The 14,858-nt window shown below is 68.9% G+C and carries 13 protein-coding genes and 1 tRNA gene; 10 read left to right on the top strand and 4 right to left on the bottom strand.

Annotated elements, in window-relative coordinates; all coding sequences use genetic code 11:
* Positions 1 to 187: 187 nt before the first annotated feature.
* Complete coding sequence (locus VGC13_RS23570; protein WP_331127756.1) at positions 188 to 610, bottom strand: TraR/DksA C4-type zinc finger protein; 423 nt, start codon at positions 608 to 610, stop codon at positions 188 to 190.
* A gap of 239 nt (positions 611 to 849) precedes the next feature.
* On the opposite strand from VGC13_RS23570, the gene VGC13_RS23565 reads away from it, so the two are divergent.
* The gene (locus VGC13_RS23565) at positions 850 to 1,917 is read left to right on the top strand and encodes a YeiH family protein (protein ID WP_414683013.1); all 1,068 of its coding nucleotides are present in this window, start codon (positions 850 to 852) and stop codon (positions 1,915 to 1,917) included.
* 816 nt (positions 1,918 to 2,733) lie between these two features.
* The gene (locus VGC13_RS23560; RefSeq protein WP_331127754.1) at positions 2,734 to 3,429 is read left to right on the top strand and encodes a hypothetical protein; all 696 of its coding nucleotides are present in this window, start codon (positions 2,734 to 2,736) and stop codon (positions 3,427 to 3,429) included.
* Positions 3,430 to 3,581: 152 nt separating this feature from the next.
* On the opposite strand, the gene VGC13_RS23555 is transcribed toward VGC13_RS23560, so the two are convergent.
* A tRNA-Leu gene (locus VGC13_RS23555) sits at positions 3,582 to 3,666 on the bottom strand.
* A 42-nt stretch (positions 3,667 to 3,708) separates the two neighbouring features.
* Positions 3,709 to 4,488, bottom strand: a complete 780-nt coding sequence (locus VGC13_RS23550) for a hypothetical protein (RefSeq protein ID WP_331127753.1) — start codon at positions 4,486 to 4,488, stop codon at positions 3,709 to 3,711.
* A gap of 172 nt (positions 4,489 to 4,660) precedes the next feature.
* Between VGC13_RS23550 and VGC13_RS23545 the strand changes: the two genes are divergently transcribed.
* The 3 genes from VGC13_RS23545 (at position 4,661) to VGC13_RS23535 (ending at position 8,279) form a co-directional block, all read left to right on the top strand.
* A complete protein-coding gene (locus tag VGC13_RS23545; protein ID WP_331127752.1) occupies positions 4,661 to 5,326 on the top strand; it encodes a TetR/AcrR family transcriptional regulator in 666 nt (221 codons plus the stop codon).
* A gap of 50 nt (positions 5,327 to 5,376) precedes the next feature.
* Complete coding sequence (locus tag VGC13_RS23540) at positions 5,377 to 6,204, top strand: enoyl-CoA hydratase/isomerase family protein (RefSeq protein ID WP_331127751.1); 828 nt, start codon at positions 5,377 to 5,379, stop codon at positions 6,202 to 6,204.
* 605 nt (positions 6,205 to 6,809) lie between these two features.
* Positions 6,810 to 8,279 carry an aldehyde dehydrogenase family protein gene (locus tag VGC13_RS23535; RefSeq protein WP_331127750.1) on the top strand — a complete coding sequence of 490 codons (1,470 nt, stop codon included), beginning with the start codon at positions 6,810 to 6,812 and terminating at the stop codon, positions 8,277 to 8,279.
* Positions 8,280 to 8,327: 48 nt separating this feature from the next.
* On the opposite strand, the gene VGC13_RS23530 is transcribed toward VGC13_RS23535, so the two are convergent.
* Positions 8,328 to 8,603 carry a hypothetical protein gene (locus VGC13_RS23530; protein WP_331127749.1) on the bottom strand — a complete coding sequence of 92 codons (276 nt, stop codon included), beginning with the start codon at positions 8,601 to 8,603 and terminating at the stop codon, positions 8,328 to 8,330.
* Positions 8,604 to 8,724: 121 nt separating this feature from the next.
* Here VGC13_RS23530 and VGC13_RS23525 point away from each other — a divergent pair, with 121 nt between their 5' ends.
* From VGC13_RS23525 to VGC13_RS23505, 5 genes are all read left to right on the top strand, one after another.
* Positions 8,725 to 9,930 (top strand): acetyl-CoA C-acyltransferase, encoded by a 1,206-nt coding sequence (locus VGC13_RS23525; protein WP_331127748.1) that lies wholly within the window; start codon positions 8,725 to 8,727, stop codon positions 9,928 to 9,930.
* The gene (locus tag VGC13_RS23520) at positions 9,927 to 10,736 is read left to right on the top strand and encodes an enoyl-CoA hydratase/isomerase family protein (protein WP_331127747.1); all 810 of its coding nucleotides are present in this window, start codon (positions 9,927 to 9,929) and stop codon (positions 10,734 to 10,736) included. Before VGC13_RS23525 ends, VGC13_RS23520 begins: the two co-directional genes overlap by 4 nt.
* Positions 10,729 to 11,283 (top strand): hypothetical protein, encoded by a 555-nt coding sequence (locus VGC13_RS23515; RefSeq protein WP_331127746.1) that lies wholly within the window; start codon positions 10,729 to 10,731, stop codon positions 11,281 to 11,283. The genes VGC13_RS23520 and VGC13_RS23515 overlap by 8 nt, the downstream gene beginning before the upstream one ends.
* A gap of 531 nt (positions 11,284 to 11,814) precedes the next feature.
* Entirely contained in the window at positions 11,815 to 13,293 is a 1,479-nt protein-coding gene (locus VGC13_RS23510) for an MBOAT family O-acyltransferase (RefSeq protein WP_331127745.1), read from the top strand.
* Between the two features lie 8 nt (positions 13,294 to 13,301).
* Positions 13,302 to 14,321 (top strand): hypothetical protein, encoded by a 1,020-nt coding sequence (locus VGC13_RS23505; RefSeq protein WP_331127744.1) that lies wholly within the window; start codon positions 13,302 to 13,304, stop codon positions 14,319 to 14,321.
* The last annotated feature ends 537 nt before the right edge of the window (positions 14,322 to 14,858 follow it).

Genomic DNA, 14,858 nt, shown 5'->3' with positions numbered 1-14,858 from the left:
CACTCACGCACTCACGCACTCACGCACTCACGCACTCACGCACTCACGCACTCACGCACTCACGCACTCACGCACTCACGCACTCACGCACTCACGCACTCACGCACTCACGCACTCACGCACACACGCACTCACGCACTCACGCACTCACGCACTCACGCACTCACGCACTCACGCACTCACGCACTCACACCTCGGCGTTGCCGTCGGCTTCGCGGGGGTTGGCGTCCACGCCCTCGGCCTCGTCGCGCTCGCGGGCGTGGCGGGCGCACAGGCGGGTCTCGGGAACCACCATCAGCCGGTCGAACTCGATGGGTTCGCCGTCCACCTCGCACAGGCCAAACTCCTCGGGCGCCTTGTACAGCCGCGCCAGCGCGTCGTCGATGGCGTACAGGCGCCGGCCCTCCATGGTGGCCAGCAGGAACTGCTGCTCCTGCTCGTGGCTTTCGGAGCCGAAGTCGGCCGGATGGTTGTCGTAGGCGCTGAGCTCACCCATGCGGTCGCGCAGCTCGTCCGTGGCATCCGCAAAGTGGCCGATGGCCTCCAGCACCTGCTCGCGGTCCTTCCGCAGCTGCTGCTCGATCTGCTTGCGCTGGTCTTCCTGAAGCATCGCTTCGCCGTCCGATAGGGGATGATGGGCGGGCCCGGTGCCCGTCCCGCGCCGCACCGTCAATCTCCGTGCCGCCCCCGCCGCGAGGGGTTTCCAGCGAGGGCTCCTCATCCGCCGAAGCCGAGAAGATGCACCCGATCGATCGGTCGCGGACGGATGTGACAGGGGCCAGGCCGGACGCTAGCTTGTCGCGCGCGATCCGGAGCCTGTTCGCCGGCGCACGTCGAGCTCGAGGGTGGATGATGATCCGGATCGTCCGCCGTCCCCGATCATCCACCCGTCCCGAATTCCACGTGGCTTCCCCCACTTCCGGCCCGCGCGCGCTGGCGCCGGGCCTGCTCCTGGCCGCCGCGGTGACCCTGGCCGCATGGGCACTGCAGTCCATCGAGGTCGCCGTCCTTGGCCACGCGGTGGTGGAGGCGCTGGTGCTGGCCATCCTGCTGGGGATGATCGTCCGCACCGCCTGGACGCCGCCGGCGCGCTTCGACCCCGGGACGAAGTTCGCGGCCAAGCAGGTGCTGGAGATGGCCATCGTTCTCCTTGGCGCGTCGGTGGACCTGCCGCTGCTGCTGCGGGCCGGCGCGCCGCTGGTGGTGGCGATCGTGACCGTGGTGGCGGTGGGGCTGGCGGCGGGGTACGGCATTGGCCGCGCGCTGGGGCTGAACCCGCGGCTGGCCACGCTGATCGCGTGCGGCAACGCCATCTGCGGCAACTCGGCCATCGCCGCCGTGGCGCCGGTGATCGGGGCCGACAAGGAAGACGTGGCGTCGTCCATCGCCTTTACCGCGGTCCTCGGCGTGGTGGTGGTCCTTACCCTGCCGCTGCTGATTCCCGTGCTGGGGCTGGACGACTACCAGTACGGCGCGCTGGCGGGGATGACGGTGTACGCCGTCCCCCAGGTGATCGCGGCCACCTTTCCCGTGGGCCGGCTGGCCGGCGAGGTGGGGACGCTGGTCAAGCTGGTGCGCGTGCTGCTGCTGGGGCCCGTCATCCTCTTCTTTACCTTTCGCGCGCGAAAGGTGGGAGAGCAGAAGCTGAAGGCGGGAAGCGTGGTGCCGTGGTTCATCGCCGGCTTCCTGCTGCTGGCGGCGGCGCGGTCGATGGGGATCATCCCGGCCGAGGTGGCCGGCCCCGTGCGCGAGGTGTCGCGGTGGATGACGGTGCTGGCGATGGCGGCGCTGGGCTTGGGCGTGGACGTGCGCATCCTGGGCCGCGTGGGCCCGCGCGTGATCGCCGCCGTCACCGCCTCGCTCGTCGTGCTCATCACCCTGAGCGCCACCCTCATCCACCTGCTGCGCATCGGGTGACGCGGCGGCTGAACACCATCTCATCTGATGGAAATGCACCCGCCAGCGGAGGGCCGTTCCCCCGGCCCCCTCCCCGCTCGTTCTTCGCGGAAAGGGGAGTCTTCATGCCAAAGGGTGTGCGCAGCACCAGATACTCTGGATGACCGAGCTTTTTCGCGAGAGTGGCGACCAACGCACGACGGCCCGCCCCGGAGCACCAAGGGCGGGCCGTTCGCGTTCTTCCATCCAACGCTACTGGCGGCGGATGACGGCCAGACGGATCGTGGAGGGCGGAGCCACACCGCCGGAGCGGAGCATGACCCCGCGAAGGCACCCGGAGCCACGCGCATGCGCAGGTATGACGATGACGTGCCGCCGCCAGGAATGAGCGCGTGGGTCAACGTCACCCCGTTGGACGGGTTGCGGTCCTCCAGCGGATCCGCAGTTGCAGCCGCCCGCCGGGGCCGAAGTCCAGCGCCCCGCAGAGCGCTCGGAATCCCGGCTGGGCTGCGTGTACTGCATTGCCTCTCGAGTAAGACGCATGCAGGTTCAGGCGGGCACTGTGTCGTAGATCGCTTTGAACTTGCCCGGTAGGATTCGGACGAATCGCCGCAGAACGTCCGACTAAGGGTACGCCATATTTGAGTCAAGGAAGGGCAGATGACAATATGCGCAGCGTGGGTTCGCCGGATAGGTGATCATGAAGAACTGTTGGTTGCATCTGACAGCCGTCTTCGCGGAGGGCGTACGATTGACTACTGTCCTAAGCTCCTTGTCCTCCCTCGGCTGGATTGCGCCGTTTGCTTTGCGGGCTCGACTGACCTGGCTTTCCCGCTCATGCTACAGCTTGCACTTGCTGTTGAGGCTCATCCCCCATCACTCAAGCGGGTACTGGATCTGCGGCCCTTCGTGACGCATGCGGTCAAGGTTTTCAACAGCATGATTGGAGCGGTTCGGACCACCGTAGCCGAGATGAAGGATCCGGATGTCTCCTTCATTATCGGTGGCTATTCGTGGAAGCGTAAGCGATTCCAAATATACACGATACGTTACTCTGCACAGCAGGACCGCTTTATAGCCAAGCTTACCAAGCCACGTGCAGAGGGAATTGGTCAAGTAGTATTCGCAGGCGACGTTCGAAAGGGTGCCGAGAGAGCGTTTTTCGAACTCGTACGGACTCGCTATCCAGAGGTAGCCGAACGGAGGATCGACATGGAGCCATTCGAGGTCATCCGTGACATGCTGCGGGCGTCAGGACCACACGATTCGATCGGCGGAGCGCCACAACTCGCCAAGGTAAACCAGTACATGTATGCTACCACATTAGCTGTCTACTGGCCGAACAAGCTATCGGGCATCCCCGTGTTACAGGGCCGGCCGGTTTTGTCTTACGAGAAGGTGGATCGGTGGATTCTAGACCCTGACACACTGTGGCTCACCCATCAGTGGCTCAGCGAAGGCACCGATGCAGGCACATTTTTACCCTCGGTCAACCAGATCGAGGTGTCGGACGGACCTGACGGCTCGGAGTAAAGGAGTGGAAGTGATGTGCTAACCGCATGGCTTGTCAGAAACCCTGTTGGCTGTCGCTGCAGGGCTGCAGGCACACGTTTATACCGGAACCTTGCATCGGTCGGGCGTAAAAACAGGCACCCTGCTGACGCTCAGCAGGGTGCCTCTGTAAGTGCCGGAGGGGGGACTCGAACCCCCACGGGATTGCTCCCGCCTGATTTTGAGTCAGGTGCGTGCTACCAATTTCGCCACTCCGGCCTCCCTTCACCTACGACGTGACTCGGCACAGGCGCGCCGAATCTACTGCAAGGGGCGCAGCGAATCAACCGTCTTGCGGGGCGAAGCCGGGACGGAGATTCCCTCGGCGTCCAGCAGCTGCAGGGCGTACACGGCCCGGCGCAGCGCGCGCAGGCTGTCGCCGGTCGCCAGTCCGTCGCGGGCGTCGGCCAGCAGGTGGCGGGCGCGGCGCACGCCGGCGCTCTCCCCCGCCCCGGCGGCCAGCCGCGCCTCCACGGCGCCCATCAGCCGCAGCCCCACCGCCAGCGGCGCGTGCTCCCGCGCCGTGCCGGCGCCGCGGGTAAGCTGCAGCACCGCGCGCCCCGTGTCGCCCGCGGCCAGCGACCCGCGCGCGGAGTCGGCCAGCAGCGCCACGGCGGCGGCGGCGGCGGCCAGCTCGGGGTAGCTTCCCGTCTCCAGCCGGGCGCGCGCGCGGTCCACCCACGTGTCCAGCGCGGCCGCCGAGGCCAGCAGGCGCGCCGGCTCGGGCGTGCGGGTCAGGGCGCGCGAGGCGAAGCGCATCATCTCGTCCTCCATCTGCAGCGCCTCCTCCACCCGCCCCGCCAGGCGAAACTGCCGCGCGCGCTCCCGCATCTCGCGCACGGCGGCGCCCGCCACGGTGCCGCCGTCGATGTAGGGAAGCCAGGTTTCCACCCGCGGCAGCCCCACCGGCTCCATGACCGCCACCCAGTCGCCGCCCGCCGCGTGCTGCACGTACGACGTGGGGCCCGTGGGCCCGTCGTCGCACGCGGCGAGCAGCAGAACGGCCAGCGCGGCGAGCGCGCGGCGGGTGAAGAGCGGCATCGGGGGGGAGCGGAAAAGGGAACCACGGTGCGGAAAAACGGCTGCCCGGAAAGCTACCCAAGGGAGCGCGGCGGGTCAACCGCAAACGGGGCGCCCGTGCTTGACACCGTTTCCGGCCGCGGGATAGGTTGACGGACGTTCGAACCCCGTTTTCGCCGTGCAGCCAGGGCTGATGACCGACGAGAGAAGCGCGTACGACGAGAAGCTGGAAAGCATTCTCCGCACCGCCGCGCAGATCTTCGCGGAGAAGGGCTACCACCAGGCCAGCATCCGCGACATCGCCCGCGCCACCGGCGTGAGCCTGTCGGGGCTGTACTACTACTTCAACAGCAAGGAAGAGCTGCTCTTCCTGATCCAGGACCACGCGTTCGGCACGCTGCTGGCCAACCTGGAGCGGCTGCTGGAGGACGAGGAGCAGCCCCTGCGGCGGCTGCGGCTGCTGATGGAGAACCACCTTCGCTACTTCGTCGCCAACCAGGCCGAGATGAAGGTGCTCTCACACGAGGCCGAGGCGCTGACGGGCGACTTCCGGCGCCGGGTGAACGCCAAGAAGCGGCGGCTCACCGAGATCGCCATGGAGATCCTGACCGCGCTGCGCCCCCAGGGCGACGTGGACCCGCGCGTGGCGACCTTCGCCATGTTCGGGATGATGAACTGGCTGTACAACTGGCACCGCCCCGACCGCGACGTGTCGCTGGACAAGATCGTCGACGACATGTACCGCATCTTCGTGGAGGGGTTTCTGCCGGCGGGCGCCGTGGTCCCCGCGGGGGCCACCGACGCCACCCCGGGCGACAGCCGCCCCAGCATCTGGCGCACGGCGGGGGCCGAGGAGTAGTCCCCGGCCCCCGCGCACGTTTCACTTCCTCAAACGACCAGACGAGAACGATGGCTACCGCGACCGCTGAAGTCCCGACCGAGACCCAGACGCTGGTGCACTACGAGGTGCAGGACGGCGTCGCCATCTTCACGCTGGACGACCCGCCGGCGAACACGTACACGCACGAGATGATGCGGCAGCTGGACGCCTGCATCCTGCGCGCGCGGTTCGACAACACGGTGGACGTGATCGTCATCACCGGCAAGGGCGAAAAGTTCTTCTGCGCGGGCGCCAACATCAACATGCTGCAGAAGGCCGACCCCACCTGGAAGTACTACTTCTGCCTGCACGCCAACGAGACGCTGCTCAAGCTCGAGCACACGCCCAAGCTGGTGATCGCGGCGCTCAACGGCCACACCGTGGGCGGCGGCCTGGAGATCGCCATGGCGGCGGACCTTCGCATCGCGCGCCGCGGCGCCGGCAAGATCGGCCTGCCCGAGGTGGCGCTGGGCGTGCTTCCCGGCACCGGCGGCACGCAGCGCCTCACCAAGCTCGTCGGCACCAGCAAGGCCATCGAGCTGATGGTGCAGGGGAACAACATCGACTTCGACGAGGCCGCGGCCATGGGCATCGTGAACCGGGTGCTCGACGCCGAGGGGCGCGACGCGTTCCTGGCCTCGGTGCTGGAGTACGCGCGCCAGTTCACGCGCCCCAACAAGGCCACCTTCGCGGTGGGCAACATCAAGCGCAGCTGCCAGAGCGGCGCCGAGCTGCCGCTGGAGCAGGGCCTGGCGCTGGAGCGCGAACTGCAGGCGCTGCTCTTCAACTCGCAGGACGCCAAGGAAGGGCTGAACGCGTACGTGGAGAAGCGCACCGCGTCGTTCACCGGCAAGTAGCCCGGCGCGGCGGATGCGAGGCGCCCGATCGTTGGTCGGGCGCCTCGTGTCGTTCCAGGGAACAGGGAACAGGGAACAGGGAATAGGGAATAGGGAACAGGTTCAGGGGACAGCGGGCCGCGCTTCGGCAGGTTGGGGTGGCGAGGGCTGCTGCAGGGGCTGCAGGGGCGAATGACTTCGCTGCAACAACCACACGAAGTCCGCCTTCGCGGACTGGCGGCTGCGGGGCAAGGGCAAGTGCCCCCCGCCACGTGGCGGGTTGAGAGCAGTCAGCCGAACACGCCTGAGACCCGTCGAAGCGGGATCGAATTCTCCCTCTCCGTGAGGAACGAACGGGGAGGGGCCGGGGGAGGGGCACCCCGTCGGGCGCCAGCGTGATGCATGTCGCCGCGCCTGCACCCCTGCCCCACCCCAACCTCCCCCAGCAGTTTTGGGGGAGGTGGGCGAGTCATGCGAGCCCGGAGGGGGCGCCCGCGGGTCGCGCCAGATCCGCCCGAACGCCCACGCCCGGATCGTGCAGGTCCGTAGCCGCAGTCCGTGCAGTCGCGGTCCGCGGTCGCGGGAACCGAGGGCAGCCAATCCGAACTTCTTTGAGATACGGTAAGATGACCGACACGGCGACGCTGGAGATCCAGCCCGGACGGCTGTTCATCGGGGGCGAGTGGCAGGACGCCGCCTCGGGCGAAACGTTCGACACCATCAACCCCGCCACCGCCGAGACGCTGACCCACGTGGCCAGCGCCGCGGCCGAGGACGTGGACCGCGCGGTCAAGGCGGCCCGCACGGCCTTCGAAGCCGACAGCTGGCAGAAGCTGGACGCCCGCAAGCGCGGCAAGCTGCTGTACGCCATCGCCGACCAGCTGGAGGCGCGGGCGGACGAGCTGGCGCGGCTGGAGACGATGGACAACGGCAAGCCCGTGCGCGAGGCGCGGATGATCGACATCAAGGAGTCGATCGACTGCTTTCGCTACTACGCGGGGTGGGCCGACAAGATCAGCGGCGACGTGATCCCCGTTCCCGGGCCGTACCTCAACTACACGCGCCGCGAGCCGGTGGGCGTGTGCGGGGCCATCATCCCGTGGAACTACCCGCTGCAGATGGCGGCGTGGAAGGTGGCGCCGGCCATCGCCTGCGGAAACACGGTGGTGCTGAAGCCCGCCGAGCAGACGCCGCTGACGGCGCTGGAGCTGGCCCGCGCGGCCGCCGAGGCGGGGCTCCCCGCCGGCGTGCTGAACGTGGTCACGGGCTTTGGCGACCCGGCGGGCGCGGCGCTGGTGGCGCACCCCGACGTGGACAAGATCGCGTTCACGGGATCGACGGCGGTGGGCAAGCACATCCAGCGGCAGGCGGCCGACACGCTGAAGAAGCTGTCGCTGGAGCTGGGCGGCAAGAGCCCCAACATCGTGCTCGACGACGCCGACATCGACGCGGCGGTCAAGGGCGCCAGCATGGCCATCTTCTACAACACGGGCCAGGCCTGCACGGCGGGCAGCCGCCTGCTGGTCCACGAGAGCATCCGCGACGAGTTCGTGGAAAAGCTGATCAAGCGCGCGGCCGGCTTCGTTCCCGGCGACCCGCTTGACCCCAGGACGCGCCTGGGGCCGCTGGTGAGCGAGGAGCAGCTGGACCGGGTGATGGGCTACATCGACCAGGGCAAGAGCCAGGGCGCCGAGCTGCTGCTGGGCGGCGACCGCGTCGAGGTGAACGGCAAGCGCGGCTACTTCCTGAACCCCACCATCTTCGGGGCGGTGGAGTCGAAGATGACCATCGCCTGCGAAGAGATCTTTGGCCCGGTGCTGGCGGTGCAGACGTTCAGCGACGTGGAGGAGGCCATCCAGATCGGCAACGCCACCGAGTACGGGCTGGCGGCGGCGGTGTGGACGCGCGACGTGCGCAAGGCCCACCACGTGGCGCACCAGCTGCGCGCGGGCACGGTGTGGATCAACACCTACCACAACCTCGACACGGCGTCGCCGTTCGGCGGCTACAAGCAGTCCGGCTACGGCCGCGAGCTGGGCCGCTACGCGCTGGACCTGTACACGCAGGTCAAGAGCGTGTGGGTGAACCTGGGGTGAGCTGAAGTGCGGGAGTGCGTTGGTGCGTGAGTGCGGAAGTGGTCCCGCTCACGCACTGACGCGTTTTTCGGAGGATGCTTCCATGCCGATGAAGCCGGTGTTCGAGAAAATTCCATCGGGATACGTCGCGTGGGTGGATGGGTTGCCCGGCGCGCTCACACAGGGGACACGCTGCACGAAGCGCGTGAAAACCCTGGAGATGCGGTGCGGCTGGCATTGGAGACGCGGCGGATCGTCGGCGCGTTGGATGCCGCCGGGCTCTGGCCTCCAGCGTCTACGTCCGATCCGCGGGCTGTTGGCTCGAACTACGAAGACGATCCGCATCGGCCGATGATCCGGCATCCGTTCTTGGTCGACACCGGCCACTTTTGGGGCGTAAAGGCCGGAGGCGCGGCATGTCCCAACTCACGCACTGGCGCACTTCCGCACTCACGCACTGCTTTCCATGACTGACGCATACATCCTGGACGCCGTCCGGACGCCAGTCGGGCGCTTTGGCGGCTCGCTGGCATCCGTGCGGCCGGACGACCTGGCCGCCACCGTGGTAAAGGCGATCGTGCGGCGGACGGGGATCGACCCGGCCGTCGTGGACGACGTGATCTTCGGGTGCGCCAACCAGGCGGGCGAGGACAACCGCAACGTGGGACGCATGGCGCTGCTGCTGGCCGGCCTTCCCGTCTCCGTCCCCGGCCAGACGGTGAACCGGCTCTGCGGATCGGGACTCGAAGCCGTCCGCAGCGCCATGCACGCCATCCGCGCGGGCGAGGGCGAAACCTTCATCGCGGGCGGCGTCGAGAGCATGACGCGCGCACCCTGGGTGACGCTGAAGCCGGAAGAGGGCTACGCGCGCGGCGTTCCGCAGATGGCGGATTCGCTGCTGGGCTGGCGCTTCGTCAACCCGAAGATGCCGGCGGAGTGGACGGTCTCGCTCGGCGAGACGGCGGAGATCGTGGCGGAGGAGTTCAACGTCTCGCGCGAGGACCAGGACGCGTTCGCGTTCGCCAGCCAGCAGCGCGCGGCAAAGGCCATCGCCGCCGGCCACTTCGCCAGCGAGATCGTCTCCGTGGAGATCCCGCAGCGAAAGGGGCCGCCGAAGGTCGTCGACACGGACGAGCACCCGCGCGCGGACACCACGCTGGAGTCGCTGGCGGGCCTCAAGGCGGCCTTCCGCAAGGAGCGCGGGACGGTGACGGCGGGGAACGCGTCGGGGCTGAACGACGGCGCGTCGGCGCTGCTCGTCGCATCGGGCGCGGCGGCGGAGCGGCTGGGCAGGAAGCCGATGGCGCGCATCGTGGCCAGCGCGGTGGCGGGGGTGGAGCCGCAGCGGATGGGGATCGGCCCGGTGCCGGCCACGCGCAAGGCGCTGGCGCTGGCGGGGCTTTCGGTCGGCGACATGGGGCTGGTGGAGCTGAACGAGGCGTTCGCGGCGCAGTCCGTGGCCTGCGTCCGCGAACTGGGCATCGACCCCGAGATCGTGAACGTCTCCGGCGGCGCGGTGGCGGTGGGGCACCCGCTGGGCTCGTCGGGGGCGCGCATCCTCACCACGCTCGTCCACGAGATGCACCGGCAGGGGGTGCGCTACGGGCTGGCGTCCATGTGCATCGGCGTGGGCCAGGGGATCTCGATGATCGTGGAGCGGGTCGAAGGATGAGCCCGCGCGCACCCCTGGCCGCCGACACGGTCCTGCTGCGCGTGGAAGACGGCGTCGCGTGGATTACCCTGAACCGCCCCGACCGGCTGAACGCCTTCGCGGGGACGATGCGCGACGACCTGCACGACGCCATCGACCGCGCGGCATCGTCCCCCGACGTGCGGGTGCTGGTGATCACCGGCGCGGGCCGCGGCTTTTGCACCGGCGCGGACGTGGAGGTGATGAGCGACCTCCTCCAGCGCGGCGACGACGCCACCTTCGAGACGCTGGTGCAGGCGGGGATGCGCGTCGTCCAGCGTCTGCGCGCGGTGGAGCAGCCCACCATCGCGGCGGTGAACGGCCCCGCGGCGGGCGCGGGCGCGTCGCTGGCGCTGGCCTGCGACTTCCGCTTTGCGTCCGAACGCGCGACGATTGGAATCACGTTCAACCGCATCGGCCTGCACCCGGACTGGGGCGCCACGTACACCCTGCCCCGCCTGGTGGGCCCCGGCCGCGCCGCGGAGCTGGTGATGAGCGGGCGGATGGTGGAGGCGCGCGAGGCGGAGCGGATGGGGCTGTTCGAGCGCGTGGTGGCGGAGGACTGGTTCGAGGACGAGCTGAAGAAGCTCGCCAGGGACCTGGCCGCCAAGCCGCCGCTGGCGCTGCGCCTGGCGAAGCGCACCCTCGCCGCCTCGCTGGACTCCGGCCTGGACGCCATGCTGGCGGCGGAGCGCGAGCAGCAGATGCGCTGCTTCCGCTCCGCGGACGCCCGGGAGGGCATCTCCGCGTTCAACGAGAAGCGGAAGCCGGTGTTCCGCGGTGAGTAGCGAGCATCCGGAAACCATTCCGTTCGCCGAAGCACTCCCCGCCATCCGCGCCGCCGTGCAGCCGCTCGTGGGGCTGCGGCTGAGCACCGTCACTCGCGCGGTGGAGATGCTCACGCTGGGCTTCGGCGAGCTCTACACTGTGGGGAAGCGCGAGGTGCCGCCGTACGCGCTGCACGTGTCGGCGCCGTGGCGGCTGGACCACCTGGCGACAGGGACCATCACCGGCCGGTCGGACGTGTGGGAGCCGGTGGAAGTGCCTGCGCCCGAGGGGTGGCACTGGGACGAGGGGCCCAACCTGCGCGACCACCTGCTGGGCCAGCTGTTTCCGCTGAACGAAGCGAAGCGGCGCAACGAGAACCACGGCGACGACTTCGTGGTGCGGGAGGTCGACGCCACGGCGGCCGGCGACCTGACCCTCCGCTTCGCCGGGCCGTACGAATTGCGCATCCTGCCCCAGAGCACGCGCCAGGAGGCATGGCGCGTCTTCAGCCCGGGAGACTACACGCCCCACTTCGTCTTCGAGGCCGGCGCCGCGGGCTATCAGTAAAGCGCCGCGGAAGGGCCGGGACGTTACGTGTCATTCTGAGAGGGTGTTGCCAAACCTCCCAGCGTGATTGACTTCCTGAGGGAGGCGCCGCCCGGTAACTCGCTTGTACACTGCACCCTGGCGCCGACCGAAGGACCTCGCCAGCAGAGCGACAGGGCTGGTCCCGTGCGCTGATCTGACCCCTTCGCCACCGAGACGAGATCCTTCGGTCGCGCGCAGGCGGTTGCGTGGAATCGGGTTACACGTGGTGCGCTCCCTCAGGAAGTCATCGCTTCTTTGTGAGGTTAGGGGTTTAGCAACACCCTCTGAGGGAGGCACCGCGCGACACCGTCTTCGCGCCCGGTGCCCGCTCGCCGACCGAAGAATCTCCTTCGGAAACGGGGGCTCCTCACGCCGGACCCGGCGTAGGCGACAGGATCGTGCGCCCATCCGGCAGATTCTTCGGCGCACAGGCGATGGTGCAGCGGAGAAGAACCCGGCGAGCGCCTCCCTCAGTCAGAATGACACCGTTCGCCGAACTTCCGTACCTGGATGCTGTTCAACTCCATCGTATTCGTACTCTTCTTTCCCACCGTCGTCGCGCTGTTCTTCGCGACGCCGCACCGCTGGCGGTGGGTGGTGCTGCTGGCGGCCAGCTACCTGTTCTACGGCTGGTGGAAGGCGGAGTACCTGCTGCTGCTGATGGTGTGCACCACGGTGGACTGGGCGGTGGCGCTACGGATGGACGGCGCCTCCACGCAGGCCCGGCGCAAGGCGTGGCTGATGGTGAGCCTGGTGCTGAACCTGACGATGCTGGGCTACTTCAAGTACGTGGGGTTCCTCACGGACACGCTGCAGTCCATCGCCAGCCCGCTGGGCCTTGTGCTGGAGGATTCGCCGGCGTTCCACCCGCTGCTTCCCGTGGGCATCAGCTTCTACACCTTCCAGACGCTGGCGTACTCCATCGACGTGTACCGCGGCCTGCCCGCGGAGCGGCACCTGGGGCGCTTTGCCCTGTACGTCTCGTTCTTTCCCCAGCTGGTGGCGGGGCCCATCGAGCGCGCGCAGAGCCTGCTTCCGCAGTTCTACGAAGTGAAGCGCTTTCACGGCGGGCGGGTGGTGAGCGGATTGACGCTGATGGGGTGGGGCTTCTTCCAGAAGGTGGTGATCGCCGACCGGCTGGCCCCCGTGGTGAACGACATCTTCGCGGGCAACGGCGAGCCGCAGACGGCGGGCGCCGTCATGCTGGCGGCGTACTTCTTCTACTTCCAGATCTACGCGGACTTCAGCGGCTACACCCACATCGCCATCGGCGCGGCGCGGGTGATGGACTTCAAGCTGATGGAGAACTTCGACCGCGCGTACCTTTCGTCCAGCACGTCCGAGGTGTGGCGGCGCTGGCACATCTCGCTGATGTCGTGGTTTCGCGACTACCTTGCGCGCCCGCTGGGCTTCAGCCGGCCGGGGCGCCCCAGGTGGGCCCGCAACATCCTCATCGTGTTCCTGGCCAGCGGCCTGTGGCACGGCGCGGCGTGGACGTTCGCGGCGTGGGGGCTGGTGAACGCCGTCTTCGTGATCGTGGGCGACTCCACCCGCCGCAGGCGCGACCGCTGGTGGAACCGCGCGGCGGAGTCGCTGTCGCGGCGGCGGGCCGGCGCGGGCGCGCTGCTGCTGCGGGCGCGGCTGGTGGTGGCCGTGCTCTTCATGTTCAACCTGATGGCGCTGGCCAACATCTTTTTCCGCGCGCCCAGCCTGGGCCGCGCGGCCGAGATGTACGGCACCCTGCTCCGCGCGCCCACGACGCTTTTCTCGCTGCCGGCCCTGCCCGTGAACGACTACGAGATGATGCTGGCGGTGGCGGCCATCGGCGTGTTCCTGGTGGTGGACGGCGTGGGACGGACGTTCCGTTGGGCGGAGTGGTTCGCCGTGCAGCCGCGCTGGGTGCGCTGGTCCACCGCGTACGCGATCGGCATGGTGGTGCTGATGTTCGGTGAGTTCGACGTGGTCGAGTTCTACTACTTCCAGTTCTGATGGGGATGATGCGGCGCCTGGGTCTGGGGGCGGCCTTTTGCGCGGGCGCCGTGCTGTGCATGGCGGCCGCGTACGCGCTCAGCGAGGCCGTGGACCCCGTCTTTCCCGAGATGCGGGCGAAGATCGCGATGTTCCGCCAGCGCAGCCCTTCCCTGCAGGCGGTGAGCGTGGGCAACTCGCACACCCGCGCGCTGGACTTCGGCGCCCTGGGGGTGGAGGGGATGCACCTGTACGAGGGCGGGCAGGACGTGTTCGAGGCGGCGTACCTGGCGCAGTACGCGGTGGAGCGCGCGCCGCGGCTGCGGTACGTGCTGATGACCACCTCGTACGGGCTGGAGCGGCTGGACCACGCCGCCATGACCAGCGAAGACCTGTCCGGCATCCGCCGGCGCACCTACGCCCGCACCGCCATCCCGCGCTTCATCCCGGGCGACGGCGCCCTGTGGCTGTCCGCGGTCTTCTCGCCGATCTCGCGGTCGGACCACTGGTCCGGCGTGGCCCTGCGCCTGCTGCGTCCAGGCCATCCGCGCGAGCCCGTGCGCCTGACCCGCGACGGCCGTGCGCAGGAGCCGCCTCCCCCCCCGTTCGTCCCCGACCCGGCCGCGCGCGACCGCCCGCCCCGCCCCACCGGCCACCCGGCCGGGGCGGACGAATCGGTCGTGAACGACCCCACCACCCCCGCGCGCGCCGTCGCGCGGCTGGAAAAGCTGGCGCGAAGCCTGGAAGCGCGCGGAATCCGCATGGTCCTGTACACGCCGCCGTACCACGAGACCTATCCGCGCTACATGACGCGGCGCGCCCCCGCCACGCGGCAGGCGCTGGCGCCGCTGCTGAAGCATTCCAACGTGGTGTGGATGGACTTCGGGCAGGATCCCGCGTTCATCCGGCGCGTGGAGCTGTTCCGCGACAGCGACCACATGAATCCCGAAGGCGCGCGGGTCTTCTCCGCCCACCTGCGCCGCTGCCTGGCCGCCCTCCCCGCACAGGGCGACGCGGCACTGCCCGCGGAGTGCAGGCGCGTGCGGTAACGCCGATCCGGAAAGGGGACGGATACAACGTCTGGCGCACGGTCATTCCGAGTCATTCGGCGCCGCGCGCACCCCGCTGGATGACAACAGGCCTGTCATTCCGGGGCGCGGCCACACTGCCGCCGGACGAATGCGCCGCGGGTTGCAGGGCCGAAGAATCTACCGTCGGTCCGCTCGAGCCCGGACGCGGTAGCCCGCGCCATCGCCGCGGCGGCGAAACAGCCAGACAGGGCCGGTCCGGGGCGTTGCGGCAGGCCGCCAGGAAACGGGAAGCGGATTCCTCGGACGCGTGGGTCCGGGGTTCCTCATATCAGAGTGTGTTTGAGAATCCCCTGCGCTCGCGCCCGTATGTCATTTCGAAGGAGGCGCCACACCGCACCATCGGCTCGCCCGAACTCCTGCGCGCCGACTGAGAAATCTACTGTCTGCTGCTGGTGCCCCGCCGCACCGCTCCGGCACTGGCTCTGTCCGCCCGTGTCGTAGCCGCGAAGCAGGCACGGCTACCGCGTCTGCCCTCCAGCAATCCGAAAGTAGATT

The sequence above is a fragment of the Longimicrobium sp. genome, from assembly GCF_036399255.1.
GTDB lineage: Bacteria > Gemmatimonadota > Gemmatimonadetes > Longimicrobiales > Longimicrobiaceae > Longimicrobium.
Note: the sequence above shows the minus strand (reverse complement) of the source record. Positions and strands in the feature narration are given on the sequence as shown.

Bases quoted from the DNA above. Each gene is read 5' to 3' on its own strand.
- VGC13_RS23570 (WP_331127756.1), bottom strand. From the start codon at position 610: ATGCTTCAGGAAGACCAGCGCAAGCAGATCGAGCAGCAGCTGCGGAAG.
- VGC13_RS23565 (WP_414683013.1), top strand. From the start codon at position 850: ATGATGATCCGGATCGTCCGCCGTCCCCGATCATCCACCCGTCCCGAA.
- VGC13_RS23560 (WP_331127754.1), top strand. From the start codon at position 2,734: ATGCTACAGCTTGCACTTGCTGTTGAGGCTCATCCCCCATCACTCAAG.
- VGC13_RS23550 (WP_331127753.1), bottom strand. From the start codon at position 4,488: ATGCCGCTCTTCACCCGCCGCGCGCTCGCCGCGCTGGCCGTTCTGCTG.
- VGC13_RS23545 (WP_331127752.1), top strand. From the start codon at position 4,661: ATGACCGACGAGAGAAGCGCGTACGACGAGAAGCTGGAAAGCATTCTC.
- VGC13_RS23540 (WP_331127751.1), top strand. From the start codon at position 5,377: ATGGCTACCGCGACCGCTGAAGTCCCGACCGAGACCCAGACGCTGGTG.
- VGC13_RS23535 (WP_331127750.1), top strand. From the start codon at position 6,810: ATGACCGACACGGCGACGCTGGAGATCCAGCCCGGACGGCTGTTCATC.
- VGC13_RS23530 (WP_331127749.1), bottom strand. From the start codon at position 8,603: ATGCGGATCGTCTTCGTAGTTCGAGCCAACAGCCCGCGGATCGGACGT.
- VGC13_RS23525 (WP_331127748.1), top strand. From the start codon at position 8,725: ATGACTGACGCATACATCCTGGACGCCGTCCGGACGCCAGTCGGGCGC.
- VGC13_RS23520 (WP_331127747.1), top strand. From the start codon at position 9,927: ATGAGCCCGCGCGCACCCCTGGCCGCCGACACGGTCCTGCTGCGCGTG.
- VGC13_RS23510 (WP_331127745.1), top strand. From the start codon at position 11,815: ATGCTGTTCAACTCCATCGTATTCGTACTCTTCTTTCCCACCGTCGTC.
- VGC13_RS23505 (WP_331127744.1), top strand. From the start codon at position 13,302: ATGCGGCGCCTGGGTCTGGGGGCGGCCTTTTGCGCGGGCGCCGTGCTG.